The organism is Stenotrophomonas sp. X, from assembly GCF_055721025.1.
Genome location: NZ_CM146756.1, coordinates 4,043,788 through 4,059,493 on the forward strand (window position 1 = coordinate 4,043,788; position 15,706 = coordinate 4,059,493).

At 68.8% G+C, this 15,706-nt stretch carries 12 protein-coding genes; 7 read left to right on the top strand and 5 right to left on the bottom strand.

The features are described 5' to 3' along the window. Positions 1–8 precede the first annotated feature (8 nt). From bioB to bioC, 5 genes are all read left to right on the top strand, one after another. Positions 9–1,052: a biotin synthase BioB gene (gene bioB, locus ACZ75I_RS18565; protein WP_472958494.1), complete on the top strand. Its 1,044-nt coding sequence runs from the start codon at positions 9–11 to the stop codon at positions 1,050–1,052. 67 nt (positions 1,053–1,119) lie between these two features. After that, on the top strand, positions 1,120–2,343 hold the full coding sequence (gene bioF / locus ACZ75I_RS18570) for an 8-amino-7-oxononanoate synthase (RefSeq protein ID WP_134968767.1): 1,224 nt from the start codon (positions 1,120–1,122) through the stop codon (positions 2,341–2,343). 18 nt (positions 2,344–2,361) lie between these two features. Continuing rightward, a complete protein-coding gene (gene bioH / locus ACZ75I_RS18575) occupies positions 2,362–3,141 on the top strand; it encodes a pimeloyl-ACP methyl ester esterase BioH (RefSeq protein ID WP_472958495.1) in 780 nt (259 codons plus the stop codon). Positions 3,142–3,170: 29 nt separating this feature from the next. Continuing rightward, on the top strand, positions 3,171–3,950 hold the full coding sequence (locus ACZ75I_RS18580) for an SDR family oxidoreductase (RefSeq protein ID WP_472958496.1): 780 nt from the start codon (positions 3,171–3,173) through the stop codon (positions 3,948–3,950). A gap of 12 nt (positions 3,951–3,962) precedes the next feature. Next, entirely contained in the window at positions 3,963–4,847 is an 885-nt protein-coding gene (gene bioC, locus ACZ75I_RS18585) for a malonyl-ACP O-methyltransferase BioC (RefSeq protein ID WP_472958497.1), read from the top strand. A gap of 110 nt (positions 4,848–4,957) precedes the next feature. Here the strand turns inward: bioC and ACZ75I_RS18590 are convergent, their stop codons facing one another. Both ACZ75I_RS18590 and ACZ75I_RS18595 read right to left on the bottom strand, forming a co-directional pair. Next, positions 4,958–5,602 (bottom strand): YdcF family protein, encoded by a 645-nt coding sequence (locus ACZ75I_RS18590; RefSeq protein ID WP_061479043.1) that lies wholly within the window; start codon positions 5,600–5,602, stop codon positions 4,958–4,960. Next, positions 5,587–6,549: a pyridoxal-phosphate dependent enzyme gene (locus ACZ75I_RS18595; RefSeq protein WP_069138789.1), complete on the bottom strand. Its 963-nt coding sequence runs from the start codon at positions 6,547–6,549 to the stop codon at positions 5,587–5,589. The genes ACZ75I_RS18590 and ACZ75I_RS18595 overlap by 16 nt, the downstream gene beginning before the upstream one ends. A 160-nt stretch (positions 6,550–6,709) precedes the next feature. On the opposite strand from ACZ75I_RS18595, the gene ACZ75I_RS18600 reads away from it, so the two are divergent. Further along, positions 6,710–7,201 (top strand): hypothetical protein, encoded by a 492-nt coding sequence (locus ACZ75I_RS18600; protein WP_049415731.1) that lies wholly within the window; start codon positions 6,710–6,712, stop codon positions 7,199–7,201. Between the two features lie 587 nt (positions 7,202–7,788). Next, a complete protein-coding gene (gene mnmG, locus ACZ75I_RS18605) occupies positions 7,789–9,678 on the top strand; it encodes a tRNA uridine-5-carboxymethylaminomethyl(34) synthesis enzyme MnmG (RefSeq protein ID WP_180869425.1) in 1,890 nt (629 codons plus the stop codon). 133 nt (positions 9,679–9,811) lie between these two features. On the opposite strand, the gene smeC is transcribed toward mnmG, so the two are convergent. Genes smeC through smeA form a run of 3 tightly spaced genes read right to left on the bottom strand, consistent with a single transcriptional unit; the run spans position 9,812 to position 15,582 of the window. Next, on the bottom strand, positions 9,812–11,227 hold the full coding sequence (smeC, locus tag ACZ75I_RS18610; RefSeq protein ID WP_472958498.1) for a multidrug efflux transporter outer membrane subunit SmeC: 1,416 nt from the start codon (positions 11,225–11,227) through the stop codon (positions 9,812–9,814). Then, positions 11,224–14,373 carry a multidrug efflux RND transporter permease subunit SmeB gene (gene smeB / locus ACZ75I_RS18615; RefSeq protein ID WP_472958499.1) on the bottom strand — a complete coding sequence of 1,050 codons (3,150 nt, stop codon included), beginning with the start codon at positions 14,371–14,373 and terminating at the stop codon, positions 11,224–11,226. Before smeB ends, smeC begins: the two co-directional genes overlap by 4 nt. Positions 14,374–14,385: 12 nt before the next feature. Continuing rightward, on the bottom strand, positions 14,386–15,582 hold the full coding sequence (gene smeA / locus ACZ75I_RS18620; protein ID WP_472958500.1) for a multidrug efflux RND transporter periplasmic adaptor subunit SmeA: 1,197 nt from the start codon (positions 15,580–15,582) through the stop codon (positions 14,386–14,388). Between the last annotated feature and the right edge of the window lie 124 nt (positions 15,583–15,706).

Here is a 15,706-nt window from a genome sequence, read left to right on the forward strand (position 1 = left end):
GGTCCGCCATGGCTGCTGCCATCCGCCACGACTGGCAACACGACGAACTGCAGGCCCTGTTCGATCTGCCGTTCCCCGAGCTGCTGTTCCGCGCCGCGGCGGTCCACCGTGAGCACTTCGACCCGGCGCAGGTGCAGGTCTCCACGCTGCTGTCGGTGAAGACCGGAGGCTGCCCGGAAGACTGCGCGTACTGCCCGCAGGCGCAGCGCTACAGCACCGGCGTGAACGCGCAGAAGCTGATGGACACCGATGCGGTGCTGGCCAAGGCCCGCCAGGCCAAGGCCGCCGGTGCGTCGCGTTTCTGCATGGGCGCCGCGTGGCGTTCACCGAAGGACCGCGACATTCCCAAGGTGGCGGCGATGATCGCCGGGGTGAAGGCGCTGGGCCTGGAGACCTGCGCCACGCTGGGCATGCTCAGTGGCGAACAGGCACGTGCGCTGAAGGACGCCGGCCTGGACTACTACAACCACAATCTCGACACCGCGCCGGACTACTACGATTCGATCATCCACACGCGCCAGTACCAGGACCGCCTGGACACGCTGGAGCACGTGCGCGAGGCCGGCCTGAAGACCTGCTGCGGCGGCATTGTCGGCATGGGCGAGACGCGCGCGCAGCGCGTCGGCCTGCTGCTGGCGCTGGCCACGCTGCCGGCGCATCCCGATTCGGTGCCGATCAACAGGCTGGTGCAGGTGGCGGGCACCCCGCTGCATGGCAGTGCCGAGCTGGACCCGTTCGAGTTCGTGCGCATGATCGCAGTGGCGCGCATCGCCATGCCGCGCTCGATGGTGCGGCTGTCGGCCGGGCGCGAAGCCATGAGTGACGAACTGCAGGCGCTGTGCTTCGTGGCCGGTGCCAACTCGATCTTCTACGGCGACAAGCTGCTGACCACCGGTAACCCGGAGAGCGAGCGCGACCTGGCCCTGTTCGCGCGGTTGGGCCTGCAACCGATGGCGATGCAGGTGGACGCCGAGGGCCACGACCACGGTGGCACCGTGCACGCCGATATCAGCGCCGAAGCGCCCGGCTGTGGCTGTGCTCACGCGGCCTGAGACAGGCCGCAAGCAGGCGTCGCGGCAACGCGCTACCCTAGCCGCCCCGTCGCCGCATTCAGCCGCCATGGCCCGCCCCGACCTGACCGCCCGCCTCCACGCCCAGCGCGCCCTGCGCGATGCCCAGGGCCGTCGCCGCACGCGGCGCACGGTCAACCGTCGTGATGGCGTCCGCCTGGAAGTGGACGGCCAGTGGCTGACTGGCTTCTGCAGCAATGATTACCTGGGCCTGGCCCAGCAGTTCAGCGTGGTCAATGCGCTGCAGGATGCCGCCGCACGCGAAGGCACCGGCGCCGGTGCATCGCACCTGGTCTGCGGCCACCACGCCCTGCATGACGCACTGGAGCGCGAAGTGGCGGAGTGGCTGGGCTACCCGCGCGCGCTGCTGTTCGGTAGTGGCTTCGCCGCCAACCTGGCCGTGCAGCAGGCACTGCTGAGCGAAGAGAGTGATGTCTGCGTGCAGGACAAGCTCAACCACGCCAGCCTCTTGGATGCGACGCGGCTGGCCGGTGCGCGCCTGCGCCGTTATCCGCACCTTGATGCCGAAGGCGCGATGCGCCAGCTCAAGCACGCGCCCGACGGCGCGGCGATGCTGGCCACCGATGGTGTCTTCAGCATGGATGGCGACATCGCACCGCTGCGTGCATTGTCGCTTGTGGCACGCCTGCAGCAGGCGCTGTTCTATGTGGACGATGCGCACGGCGTAGGCGTGATCGGTGACGGCCGTGGTGCCGTGGCCGCCGCCGGGCTGGGTGTGGACGATGTGCCGCTGCAGCTGGTCACGCTGGGCAAGGCACTGGGCGGTTCCGGCGCGCTGGTGCTGGGCCGCGACGATCTGGTCGAGCACCTGGCCGAAACCGCGCGCCCCTACATCTACACTACGGCGATGCCGCCACTGCTGGCCGCCGCTGCACTGGAAGCGGTGCGCCTAGCACGCCGTGACAACTGGCGCCGCTCGAAACTGACCGACCTGATCGCGCTGTTCCGCAGCGAGGCACGCCGCCATGGCCTGGACCTGATGGCTTCGGAAACGCCGATCCAGCCGCTGCTGTGTGGTGACGATCATCGCGCTGTGGCGATGTCCAAGGCACTGGAACAGGCCGGTTGGCTGGTCGGTGCGATCCGTCCGCCCACGGTGCCCGAAGGCAAGGCGCGCCTGCGTGTCACCCTGTCCGCCCTGCACACGCCGGAACAGGTGCGTGGCCTGGTGGACGCGATCGCCAGCGCGCGCGATCGCGTGGATCTGGCGGTGCGTGACGCCGTGCCACCGCCGTTGCCTGTCTTTGCCTGAGCCTGCTGTCGTTTTCCCATGCATATCGACGTCACCGGCCAGGGGCCGGACCTGGTACTGATCCATGGCTGGGCCCTGCAGGGCGGTGTGTTCGCACCGTTGGTGCAGCGCCTGGCCGAGCGGTTCACCCTGCATCTGGTTGATCTGCCGGGCCATGGCCACAGCCGCGAAGACACCACACCGTTGCGCCTGCCATTCGTGGTCAATGCCATTGCCGCGGCCACGCCGCCGGCGGTGTGGTGCGGCTGGTCACTGGGCGGGCTGTTCGCACTGCACGCCGCCGCGACGCTGCCGAAGGTGCGCGGGCTGGCGATGATCGCGGCCACGCCGCGCTTCGTGCGTGGCGACGACTGGCCGCATGCGGTGGAGCCGGCGGTGTTCGAGCAGTTCGGGCGCGAGCTGGCGACCGATTTCGGTGGCACCCTGGAGCGTTTCCTGGCGCTGGACGTGATGGGCTCGGCGCACGCCCGCGAGGAGCTGCGCACGCTGCGCCAGCGCCTGGTCGAGCGCGGCGCGCCCACCGAACGCGCTCTGCTGGAAGGCCTGCGCCTGCTGGAAAGCACCGACCTGCGCGGCGCACTGCCGACGCTGGCCAGGCCCAGCCTGTGGATCGCCGGCCAGCGCGACCGGCTGGTGTCTCCGGCGGCGATGCAGGCCGCTGCGGCATTGGCCCCGGGTGCGCAGGCGCTGACCATCGCCCATGGCGGCCACGCGCCCTTCCTCGGCCATGCCGACGAGGTGGCCAGCGCCCTGCAACACTTCGTTGCCCGCCTGTCACCGGCCGATGGCGGACAATGAGCGCCTTCCTCATTCCACGGGATTGACGCATGGATCTGGGCATCAACGGCCGCTGGGCACTGGTCTGCGGCGCAAGCAAGGGCTTGGGCCTGGGCTGCGCGCGTGCGCTGGTGCGCGAGGGCGTCAACGTGGTGATCGTGGCCCGTGGCGAGGCTGCACTACAGGCTGCCGCCGCAGAGCTGGGCGCCCTGCCCGGTGCCGCTGAGGTGCGCGCGGTCTCCGCCGACGTCACCACCGACGCCGGTCGTGCCGCGGCGCTGGCCGCATGCCCGCAGGTGGACATCCTGGTCACCAATGCCGGTGGCCCGCCACCAGGCGACTTCCGCACTTTCGAGCGCGACGACTGGATTGCCGCGCTGGACGCCAACATGCTGGCGCCGATCGCGCTGATCCGCGCCACCGTGGACGCAATGATCGCGCGTGGCTTCGGCCGCATCGTCAACATCACCTCGTCGGCGGTGAAGGCCCCGATCGACATCCTGGCGCTGTCCAATGGCGCGCGCAGCGGCCTGACCGGGTTCGTCGCCGGCCTGTCGCGCCGCACCGTGGCGCACAACGTCACGATCAACAACCTGCTGCCCGGCCAGTTCGACACCGACCGCCTGCGCGCCAACTTCGCCCACACTGCGGGCAAGGACGGCGATGCCGGCGAAGTGGCCGAACGCCGCCGCCAGCAGATTCCCGCCGGCCGCTTCGGCACGGCGGACGAGTTCGGCGCCGCCTGCGCCTTCCTGTGCAGCGCACACGCCGGTTACCTCACCGGGCAGAACCTGCTGATCGACGGCGGCGCCTACCCCGGTACGTTCTAAGAGACTTTCGCAATGCCGTCCCACTTCGATGCCCGCCATGTCCGACGCGCGTTCGCCCGCGCCGCCACCAGCTACGACGCCGCCGCCGCCCTGCAGCGCGAGGTGCAGGCGCGGCTGGTGGAATCGCTGGACTACCTGGAAGCACGCAAGCCCGAGGTGGTGCTGGACATTGGCGCCGGAACCGGCCACGCCAGTGCGCTGATGAAGAAGCGCTGGCCGAAGGCGCAGGTGATCGCACTGGACGTGGCACTGCCGATGCTGGACCAGGCCAAGCGCCAGGCCGGCTGGTGGAAGCCGTTCCAGCGCCTGTGCGGCGACGCCGCCGCGCTGCCGCTGGCCGACAACAGCGTGGACGTGATCTTCAGCAACCTGTGCCTGCAGTGGGTGGACGACCTGCCGGCGGTGTTCGCCGGATTTCGTCGGGTGCTCAAGCCCGGTGGCCTGCTGCTGTGCTCCACCTTCGGCCCGGAAACACTGGTCGAGCTCAACGAAGCCTTCGCGGCCGCCGACGACCGCCCGCACGTGAGCCGCTTTGCGCAGATCGCGCAGTTCGGCGATGCGTTGATGATGGCGGGCTTCCGCGACCCGGTGCTGGACCGCGATCTGTTCACCCTGACCTACGACGACCTGCCCTCGTTGATGCGCGAGCTGCGCGCGATGGGCGCGACCAATGCGCGGGTGGATCGCCGCCACACGCTGACCGGGCGTGGCCGTTTCGCTGCGGCGGCAGCGGCGTATGAACCGATGCGGCGCGCCGACGGCAAGCTGCCCAGCAGCTGGGAAGTGATCTATGCCCACGCCTGGGCACCGGACCCGGGCGCACCGATCCGCGAAGGCGGGCATGACGTGGCCTCAGTGCCGGTTTCGGCGATTCCGATCCGGCGCAAGCAGACCTGATCGCCTGGTAGTGCCGGCCGCTGGCCGGCAACCTCACGTTTCCATGCTGGGCATCTGCCGGCCAGCGGCCGGCACTACCGAATGGTAGCCGCCCAAATCAGGCTTCCGCCTCAGGTATTGGCCGGCGAACTCAGCGGCGGCCGCACCAGGTCGCGGTGGAAGAAGTAGATTTCCTGCACCAGGAAGCGCCAGCTGGTGTGGAAGCTGCGGAAGCGCGTGCTGGGCGTGGACGAGGCCAGTGCATCGATGCCCAGCGCCTTGCTCAGGCGCAGCGCGCGCGCCATGTGCAGCGGGTCGCTGACGATGATCACCCGGTGCAGGTTGCGCTGGTCCATCAGCCGCTTGGCTTCCACCAGGTTCTGCACGGTGTTGCGCGAGGCAGTCTCGATCAGGATCGCATCGTCCGGCACGCCGTGCTTGAGCGCATAGCGCCGCGCCACCTGTGACTCGGAAAAGCGCGCGCCGGTACCACCATAGCCGCCCGTGAAGATCAGCAGTGGCGCGAACTGGGCCTCATAGAGATCCAGCCCATGACGGATGCGTTCTTCGAACACCGGCGACGGCTTGGCGTCATAGGCCGCCGCACCGAGCACGATGATGGCGTCGGCCTTGGCCGCCTGGTCACGCTCGCCGACCCAGACGATCCAGGCAGTCACGCCCAGCAGCCAGATCACCAGCAGGACGAACAACCGCCACAGCCAGCCCAGCAGGCCAGTGCGATGCCGGTGCCGGTCGCGGCTCACGGCGCGCCCCAGCGCAGTGCGGGCAGGTCGACGTTGCCGCCGGACAGCACCAGGCCCACGCGCAGGCCGGCAAAACGCTGAGGCTGCGCCAGCACCGCGGCGAGCACGGTCGCCGATGACGGCTCGACCACCTGCTTGAGGACCTCCCACAGCAAGCGCATCGCCGCCATCGTCGCCGCGTCATCGACCACGATCACCTCGGCGTTGGCCGCGCGCAGCAGCTCGAAGTTGGGCGCGCCGATCAGGGTGCGCAGACCGTCGCAGATCGTGTCCGGAGTGAACGGCCCCTGGCGCTCGCCAGCGGCCAACGAGCGCGCGGTGTCGTCCGCGCCGGCCGGCTCGGCCAGCACCAGCCGGGTCTGCGGGCTGGCGAGCTGCAGGGCCCGCGCGGTACCGCTGGCCAGGCCACCGCCGCCCACCGGTACCACCAGCACGTCGAACGGGCCGTCGCTGTGCAGCAGCTCCAGTGCTGCGGTGCCCTGCCCGGCCATCACCGCCGGGTCCGCATAGGGATGGACCAGGGTCGCGCCGGTATCAGCCTGTACTTTGGCGCAGGTGGCCTCGCGGTCGGCGATGGTCGGCGGGCAGCGCCAGAGCGTGGCGCCATGGCGTGCGATGTTGGCCAGCTTGGCCGCCACTGCACCTTCGGGCACCACCACGTGGCAGGGAATGCCACGGGTGCGCGCGGCCAGGGCCAGGGCGGCGCCGTGATTGCCGGAGGAATGGGTGACCACGCCGGCGCCGGCGCGATCGGCATCCAGCGACCACACCGCATTGCAGGCGCCGCGGAACTTGAATGCGCCACCGCGCTGCAGATGCTCGGCCTTGAACGCCAGCTGCGCGCCGGCCAGCGCATCGAGCGTGCGCGAGCGCAGCACCGGGGTCACGCTGGCGTGCGGCGCGATCCGCGCAGCGGCAGCCAGGACATCATCGGCACGGGGCAACAGTGAATCGCTCATGACGCAAGATTAACGTATGGCTCCCTGCTGGCGACCCCGGCACAGGTCATGCCAGCATGGCAGCCTTCACCTCCATTCATCCTGGACAGTGAAGTTAAGGGCCGATTCAACGCCTGCGCATGAAGCTCCCTGTACAACCCGTCCTCTGGGGGGACCCACCATGAAAACGCGCCTGATGCTTGCCGGTGGCCTGATGCTGGCCCTGACCGGCTGCACCACCTACGACTATGTCGGCGGTGGCCGCAGCGGCAGCTACTACCACGGTGCGCCGTCGGTGGAGTACCGCTACCCCGCCGGCTATCCCTACAACTACGGCTACCCGTACTACGGCGGCTATGGCGGCTACTACGGCGGCTATGGCAATCCGTATTACTCGCGCCCGATCTACCGCCCGCCGCACAACCACCGCCCGCCACCGCGCCCACCCGGCAACGGCGGCGAGAACCGCCCGCCACCGCCGTCGCGGCCGTCGTACAACGGCGGTTCGCCGTGGCGGAACATGGACTCGATGCGCCGGCCGCCGCAATCGAACATCCAGCCCTCTGCGCCCCCGCCGCCGGCCCGTCCGGCTCCGGCGCCGAGTGCGCCAAGAATGAACGGTTCCCCCTGGCGCAACATGGATCGTGGGACGCAGCGCACAGTTGAGCGTTGAACCGTCTTGCATTTCACACGGTCCAAGCCGCACTCTACGGGGCCAGTGACGGCCCGCGTCACAAAGTGACAAAAACGACACGGGCCGCCGCAAAAAGCTCTACGTCGATATCCGACAGGAACATCTGGATCCCCCCTGTTCCGGCCCTGTCGGATGTCGGCACCTCTGAAGGCAGACGGCCCCGCAGTGCGGGGCCGTTTGTTTTTGGGGCACGTTGTTCTGGTGCCGCCGCCACGGCATCCACGCATGGCGTGGATCTACCCAAGGCCCGACATCAGTAGATCCACACCATGCGTGGATGGAGCTCTCCCGATTGCCTCCAGAAAAAAACAGGGCCGGGCAGTCCCCCGACTGCCGGCCCCCTGCTCCCCCACCGTGCGCCTGTACCGGCCCCTGTTCCAATTCCGGTCACGGGCGCCTGCGGCGCCAGCCACGGTGGGTGCTATTGGGTTATCTGCAAAAATCCTGCCAACTTTAGGGCTGATTTCGACGGGAGCCGGCCGGCGCCGACGTCCCAGCCCCGAATGGCGCTAAAATCGCCACCCCGGTGCCGCCCCGGCCGCGCCCGCCCCCAGCTGAACAGCCCCATGAACCCGTCCTTCCATCGTTACGACGTCATCGTCATCGGCGGTGGCCACGCCGGCACCGAAGCCGCGCTGGCCGCGGCCCGTACCGGCGTGCGCACCCTGCTGCTGACCCACAACATCGAAACAGTGGGCGCGATGAGCTGCAACCCGGCCATCGGCGGCATCGGCAAGGGCCATCTGGTCAAGGAAATCGACGCCCTGGGCGGTGCGATGGCGCATGCCGCCGACCGCGCCGGCATCCAGTGGCGCACGCTCAACGCCTCCAAGGGCCCGGCCGTACGCGCCACCCGCTGCCAGGCCGACCGCAACCTGTATCGCATGGCGATCCGCGCCATCGTCGAAGGCCAGGCCAACCTGACCGTGTTCCAGGCCGCCGTCGATGACCTGGTCATTGAAGGCGACGCCGTGCGCGGGGTCATTACCCAGACCGGCCTGCGCTTCGACGCCGGGGCCGTGGTGCTGACCGCCGGCACCTTCCTGGCCGGCAAGATCCATGTCGGCCCGACCCAGTACGCCGCCGGCCGCATGGGCGACCCGCCGGCCACCACGCTGGCGGCGCGCCTGCGCGAGCGTCCGTTCCAGGTCGACCGCCTGAAGACCGGCACGCCGCCGCGCATCGATGGCCGCTCGCTGGACTACAGCGTGATGGACGAGCAGCCGGGTGATTCGCCGCGGCCGGTGATGTCCTTCCTCGGCTCGGTGGACGAGCATCCGCAGCAGGTCAGCTGCTGGATCACCCACACCACCGAGCAGACCCACCAGATCATCCGCGACGCGCTGCACCGCTCGCCGCTGTACAGCGGCCAGATCGAAGGCATCGGCCCGCGCTACTGCCCGTCCATCGAAGACAAGGTGGTGCGCTTCGCCGAAAAGGCCAGCCACCAGATCTTCGTCGAACCCGAAGGCCTGGGCATCGTCGAGATCTACCCCAACGGCATTTCCACCTCGCTGCCGTTCGACGTGCAGCTGGAGATGGTGCGCAGCATCCGTGGCTTCAAGAACGCGCACATCACCCGCCCGGGCTACGCCATCGAGTACGACTTCTTCGATCCGCGCGGGCTGAAGGCTTCGCTGGAGACCAAGCTGGTCAACGGCCTGTTCTTCGCCGGCCAGATCAACGGCACCACCGGCTATGAGGAGGCCGCCGCGCAGGGCCTGCTGGCCGGCCTCAACGCCGCACGCCAGGTGCGTGGGCTGGACGGTTGGTGCCCGCGCCGCGACGAGGCCTACCTGGGCGTGCTGGTGGATGACCTGATCACCCACGGCACCAACGAGCCGTACCGCATGTTCACCAGCCGCGCCGAGTACCGGCTGCAGCTGCGCGAGGACAATGCGGACCAGCGCCTGACCCCGACCGGCCGCGAGATGGGCCTGGTGGATGATCGTCGCTGGGGTGCGTTCGAGACCAAGCAGGCCGCTGTTGCTGCCGAGCGCGCACGCCTGGGCGCGCTGTGGGCAACCCCGGCCAATGCGCTGGGCCGCGAAGTACAGGACACGCTGGGCGTGGCGGTCAGCCGCGAGACCAACGTGCTGGACCTGATCAAGCGCCCCGAGCTGGATTACGCGCAGCTGATGCAGGTGCCATCGCTGGGGCCGGCCGTGGCCGACGCCAAGGTGGCCGAGCAGGTGGAGATCGGCGTGAAGTACGCCGGCTACCTGGACCGCCAGCGCGAGGAGATCGAGCGCCAGCAGCGGCATGAGGCCACGCCGATCGCCGAGGCGTTCGACTACGCGACCGTGCGCGGGCTGTCGGCCGAAGCACTGCAGAAACTGGAGCGGGTGCGCCCGCAGACCATCGGCCAGGCGCAGCGTATCCCGGGCATGACCCCGGCAGCGATCTCACTGCTGCTGGTGCACCTGGAGCGCGCGCGCCGCGGCCGCGTGGCGTAACGCGGGACCGTCCGCTTCTGGTGGGTGCCGACCTTGGCCGGCACGAGTCATCCGATAGCGATACTCCGTGCATGTGTGCCGACCAAGGTCGGCACCCACCGGAGCGGAACACGCACCCACCTTGGCGAACGCGCTACCGTGCGTCGGCCCCGCCGCCCAGCACCTTGAACAACGTCACCCGGTTTCCCGCTTCCTGCTGCTGCAGCGCGATCAGGTCCTGCTGTGCGGCAAACAGGCTGCGCTGCGCATCCAGTGCCTGCAGATAACCGTCCAGCCCGGTGCGGTAACGCGCATCGGCCAGCGTGTAGCTGCGCTGGCTGGCGGCCACCAGCGCGCGCTGTGCGTCCATCTGTGTGGCCAGGTGATCGCGCGTGGCCAGCGCATCGGCTACTTCACTGAAGGCCTGCTGGATCGCTTTCTCGTACTGCGCAATGCCGATGTCCTTGCCGATCTTCGAGGCATCCAGCGAGGCCTTCAGCGCACCGGCGTGGAAGATCGGCGCGGTGATGCTGGGCGCGAACGACCAGCCACGGGTGCCGGCCGAGAACAGCGTCGACAACGCGGTGGAGCTGTGGCCGTAGTTGGCGGTCAAGGTCAGCGTCGGGAAGAATGCGGCGCGCGCGGCACCGATATCGGCATTGGCCGCCTGTAGTGCGTGTTCGGCGGACAACACGTCCGGGCGCTGCAGCAGCACGCTGGACGGCAGGTTGGCCGGCAGCGGCGCCAGTGTCACGCTGCCATCCAGCGCCTGCGCAGTTGGCAGCAGGGCCGCATCCAGCGGCGCCCCCACCAGCAACTGCAATGCATCCCGATCCTGCGCCTGCTGCGTCTGCAGCTTGGCCAGCGCACCGCGCGCGGCTTCGACGCTGGTCTGTACCTGCGACAGGTCCAGGCCCGAGGCCAGGCCCTGGGCGTGGCGGGCCTCGGTGCGCTGCAGGGTCTGCTGCTGGCTGTCCAGGGTCTTCCGGGTGAACGCCAGTGACTGCTCGTCCGCTGCCAGCGCCAGCCACGCCGTGGCCACTTCGGCTACCAGGCTGGTGCGCGCGGCGCGCTGGTTCTCGGCGCTGGCCAGCCAGTTCTGCAGGGCCTCGTTCTTCAGGCTGCGGATGCGTCCGAACAGATCCAGTTCCCAACTGCTGATACCCACCTGCACGGCATCGGATTCAGTCACCTGGGTGGCACCGGTCTCGCTGTTGGCATCACTCACCCGCAAGCGGGTGACACTGCCGCTGGCATCCACCGACGGCAGCAGCGCCGCGCGCTGGATGCGGTACTGCGCCCGCTCCTTCTCCACCTGCAGCATGGCCACGCGCAGGTCGCGGTTGTTCTGCAGCGCCAGCGCGATCACCTGCTGCAGGCGCGGCTCAAGGAAGACTTCGCGCCAGGCTGGCGCCGCCAGTGCTGGCTCGGCCTCGCCCGTGGCGGCATTGCCGAATTGTGCCGGCACCGGTGCCTCGGGCCGCTGGTAATGCGGCGCCATGCTCACGCAGCCACCCAGCACCGTGGTGATCATTGCGGCCGCCAGGGCGCGCAGCAGCATCGGCCTCATGGGCTTGCCTCCGGGGCCGCGGCGTGGGCCGGCGCGCGGCCCGGGAACAGGCGGCGCACCAGCAGGTAGAACAACGGCACGAAGAACATGCCCAGCACCATCGAGGCGACCGTGCCGCCGGCCACGCCGGTACCCAGCGAGCGGCGCGCGGCCGAGCCGGCGCCGGTGGCGAACACCAGCGGCAGCACGCCCATCAGGAACGCCAGCGAGGTCATCACGATCGGCCGCAGGCGCAGATAGACCGCCTGCAGGATCGCCTCGCGGGTGTTCCTGCCCTGCTGTTCAAGGATGCGCGCGAACTCGACGATCAGGATGCCGTTCTTGGCCGCCAGGCCAATCGTGGTCAGCAGGCCGACCTGGAAGTACACGTCATTGTTGAGGCCACGCAGGTTCATCATCAGCACCGCACCAAACACGCCCACCGGCACCGCCAGCATCACCGCGAGCGGCACCGCCCAGCTTTCATACAGCGCGGCCAGGCACAGGAACACGAACAGCAGCGAGATGGCGTACAGCATTGGCGCCTGGTTGCCCGACAGCTGTTCCTGGTAGGCCATGTCCGACCAGGCATGGCTGAAGCCTTCCGGCAGTTTGTCGGCCAGGCGCGCGATCTCGGCCATCGCCTCGCCGGAACTGACGCCGGGCGCGGGCTGGCCGGTGATCTCCATCGCCGAGATGCCGTTGTAGCGTTGCAGCGCGGCCGGCGCGCTGGACCAGTGCGCGCTGACCAGCGACGACAGCGGCACCATCTGCCCAACCTGGTTGCGCACGCTCCAGCGCTCGATGTCCTGCGGCTGCATGCGCGCTTCGGACGTGCCCTGGATGAACACCTTCTTGATGCGGCCCTTGTAGATGAAGTTGTTGACGAAGTCGCCACCCAAGGCCGCATTCAAGGTGTCATTGATGTCCTGCGGATTCACGCCCATCGCCTGCGCCTTGGCGTCGTCCACCTTCACTGCATACACCGGCGCGTCTTCCAGGCTGGCGTAGCGCACGTTGACCAGCTTCGGATCCCTGGCGGCCTCCTTCAGCAGCGTGTTGCGCGCGGCCACGGCGGCGGCATGGCCGGCGCCGCCTTCGTCCTGCAGTTCCAGGGTGAAGCCGCCCGCATCGCCCAGGCCAAGGATGGCCGGTGGCGAGGTGATGAACACCTGCGCATCGGGCACGCTGGCCATGGCCGCGGTCAACCGCGCGGCAATGGTGTCGGCGTCATCCTTGCGGTCATCCCAGTCCTTCAGGCGGATGAAGGCCTGGCCGACGTTCTGGCTGCTGCCGGTGACACTGAAACCGGCGGTGGCCTGGATCGACAGCACGCCGTCGTCCTTCACCGCGGCGGCACTCAGGCGATCCATCACCGCGCGGGTCTGCTCCAGGGTGGCACCGGCCGGCAGCTTCACCAGCGCGTTGAGCATGCCCTGGTCCTCGTCGGGCAGGAACGCGCCGGGCAGGTGCCACAGCAGCAGGCCGGTGGCCACGCTCAGCGCCAGGTAGAGCACCACGCCCAGCGTGCGCCGGCCAAGGAAGCCATCCACCCGGCGACGCAGGCCATTGGACGTGCGCTCGAAACGGTGGTTGAACCAGATGAAGAACTTGCCCAGCAGGCCCGGCTCGCCGCCGTGGTCGCCATGCGGATGGCCGCCCTTGGGAATCGGGTGCAGGATGCTGCCGCACAGCGCCGGGGTGATGGTCATCGCCACCAGCACCGACAGGATCATCGCGGCGGCGATCGTCACCGAGAACTGGCGATAGATCACGCCGGTGACACCGCTGAAGAACGCCATCGGCAGGAACACCGCGGTCAGCACCAGCACGATGCCCACCAGCGCGCCGGTGATCTGGCCCATCGCCTTCAGCGTGGCCGGCTTCGGCGCCAGCCCTTCGAAGGTCATCACCCGCTCCACGTTCTCCACCACCACGATGGCATCGTCCACCAGCAGGCCGATGGCCAGCACCAGTGCGAACATGGTCAGCGTGTTGATCGAATAGCCAAATGCCGCCAGCACGCCGAACGTACCCAGCAGCACCACCGGCACCGCGATGGTCGGGATCAGGGTGGCGCGCCAGTTCTGCAGGAACAGGTACATCACCAGCACCACCAGGATGACCGCCTCGATCAGGGTGATCACCACTTCCTTCAGCGAGATCGTCACGAACGGCGTGGTGGTGAACGCCACATGGTAGGTGTAGCCGTGCGGCCAGTGCTTCTGCAACTGCTGCAGGCGGGTCTCGATGGCCTTGGACACGGCGATGGCATTGGCGCCCGCATTGAGCTCGATGCCCAGCGACGCCGACGGCTTGCCGTTGAAGGTGCTGATGCTGTCGTAGCTCTCCGGGCCCAGGCCGATCGTCGCCACGTCACCCAGGTGCACCACGCTGCCGCTGGCATCGGCTTTCAGCACCACCCGTGCGAACTGTTCGGGCGTGTGCAGGCGGCTGCGCGCGGTGACCGTGGCGTCCAGCTGCTGGCCCTTCAGTGCCGGCTGGCCGCCGAGTTCACCGGCCGAGACGTCGGTGTTCTGTGCCTGCAGCGCGGTCTCGATGTCCGACGGCATCAGCGCGTACTGGCGCATCTTCTCCGGGTCCAGCCAGATGCGCATGGCGTACTCCTGGCCGATCGGCTGGATGTTGCCGACACCGCTGACGCGGCTGATCTGGTCATCGATGCGCGCTTCCATGAAGTTGGCGACATCGAAGTTGTCCATGCTGCCGTCTTCGCTGGTGAACGACAGCACCTCGAAGATCGAACCACTGGACTTGGTGATGGTCAGGCCGTTCTGCTGCACCGCCTGCGGCAGCGTGGCCATGGCCGCCTGCAGCTGGTTCTGCACCTGCACCTGCGCGGTGTCCGGATTGGTGCCGGTGGCGAACACCAGGTTGACCTGCGCCGAGCCGTCGGAGGCGCTGGTGGAGGTCATGTACATCAGGTGGTCCAGGCTCTGCTGGGACTGCTCGATGACCTGGGTGACCGCGTTTTCCACGGTCTGCGACGAGGCACCGGTGTAGGTGGCGCGGATGGTGATGGTGGGTGGGGCGATCTGCGGATAGCGGTCCACCGGCAGGATCAGGATCGCGAGCAGGCCGAGCAGGCTGACCGCGATGGCGATCACCCAGGCGAAGATCGGCCGGTCGATGAAGAAACGAACCATGTGTGGCAGGCCTCAGTGCGACGTTTCGTCGGTGTTGCCATTCGGGTCGATCGCCGGCATTGCGGCCAGCTGCGCGGTGGTGGCCGCCACCGCCTGCACCTGCTGGCCAGGCGCTACCGCGCTGCCGTTGCTGACGATCACCCGCTCGCCGGCCTTCAGGCCCTGCGTGATCTGCCACTGGTTGCCCACTACCTGGCCCGTGCTGACCCGGCGCTCGACCACGCGATCCTTTGCGTCGAGCAGGCGCAGCAACGGCTCGCCACGTTCATTGCGCAGCACCGCCTTCTGCGGCACCAGCAGGGCGCGCGCATCGGTGGCCATCGGCAGCACCGCCTTCAGGTACATGCCCGGCAGCAGCAGGCCCTCCGGGTTCGGAATGACCGCGCGCAGCACCACGTTGCCGGTGCCCGGGTCGACTGCGCTGCCGACGAACTCCAGGGTTCCTTCATGCGCATACGTGCTGCCGTCCTCCAGCAGCACCTTCACCTGTGCCTTGCCGTCGATGGCTTTCACCAGGCCGGCATCGAGCTGCCTGCGCAGCGCCAGCATCTGCGTGCTGGACTGGGTGACATCCAGGTACACCGGATCCAACCGCTGGATGGTCGCCAGCGCCGCGTCCTGGCCGGCGGTAACCAGCGCGCCGGCGGTAACGCTGGAGGTGCCGATGCGGCCCGCGATCGGTGCAGTCACCCGGGTGTAGTCAAGGTTGATGCGCGCGGCCTGCAATGCGGCGCGCGCGGCGATCACGTTCGCCTGTGCCTGCTTCAGCGCCGAGGTGGCATCGTCGGCGTCCTGCTTGCTCGCTGCATCCATGCCCAGCAGCGTGCGGGTGCGCTCGGCCTTCGGCTGCGCCGACAACACAGTGGCCTCGGCCTGCGCCAGCTGGCCACGCGCGGTATCGAAGGCGGCCTGGTACGGCGCCGGGTCGATCTGGTACAGCACCTGGCCGGCGCTGACCTGCTGGCCTTCGGTGAACAACCGCTGGCGGACCAGGCCGCCGATCTGCGGGCGCACCTCGGACACCTCGAACGGTACGGCGCGACCGGGCAGGATCTGCTGCAGCGCCAGCGGCTGTGCGCTGGCAGTGATGACGCCCACTTCAGGGATGGCCGGGGCCTCGGACCTGCCCGCCGAGCAGGCCGCAAGGGCCAGCAGCAGGGGCAGCAACAGCGGACGGGGAGAACGGGACAGCGGGCGCAGGAGTGACATGAGGGGGCGTGGGGGCCTTGCGTTGACCCGTGCACGCTGCCGTGGAACTGTGCAGAGAATATGGAGATTGTGCGACCGGCTCAGCGGGCGCTTGCTTTCGGCGCCGCATGCGCCGCTAATGGCC

Bases quoted from the DNA above. Each gene is read 5' to 3' on its own strand.
- mnmG (WP_180869425.1), top strand. From the start codon at position 7,789: ATGAACCCGTCCTTCCATCGTTACGACGTCATCGTCATCGGCGGTGGC.
- bioC (WP_472958497.1), top strand. From the start codon at position 3,963: ATGCCGTCCCACTTCGATGCCCGCCATGTCCGACGCGCGTTCGCCCGC.
- smeC (WP_472958498.1), bottom strand. From the start codon at position 11,227: ATGAGGCCGATGCTGCTGCGCGCCCTGGCGGCCGCAATGATCACCACG.
- smeB (WP_472958499.1), bottom strand. From the start codon at position 14,373: ATGGTTCGTTTCTTCATCGACCGGCCGATCTTCGCCTGGGTGATCGCC.
- bioH (WP_472958495.1), top strand. From the start codon at position 2,362: ATGCATATCGACGTCACCGGCCAGGGGCCGGACCTGGTACTGATCCAT.
- ACZ75I_RS18600 (WP_049415731.1), top strand. From the start codon at position 6,710: ATGAAAACGCGCCTGATGCTTGCCGGTGGCCTGATGCTGGCCCTGACC.
- bioF (WP_134968767.1), top strand. From the start codon at position 1,120: ATGGCCCGCCCCGACCTGACCGCCCGCCTCCACGCCCAGCGCGCCCTG.
- bioB (WP_472958494.1), top strand. From the start codon at position 9: ATGGCTGCTGCCATCCGCCACGACTGGCAACACGACGAACTGCAGGCC.
- smeA (WP_472958500.1), bottom strand. From the start codon at position 15,582: ATGTCACTCCTGCGCCCGCTGTCCCGTTCTCCCCGTCCGCTGTTGCTG.
- ACZ75I_RS18580 (WP_472958496.1), top strand. From the start codon at position 3,171: ATGGATCTGGGCATCAACGGCCGCTGGGCACTGGTCTGCGGCGCAAGC.
- ACZ75I_RS18595 (WP_069138789.1), bottom strand. From the start codon at position 6,549: ATGAGCGATTCACTGTTGCCCCGTGCCGATGATGTCCTGGCTGCCGCT.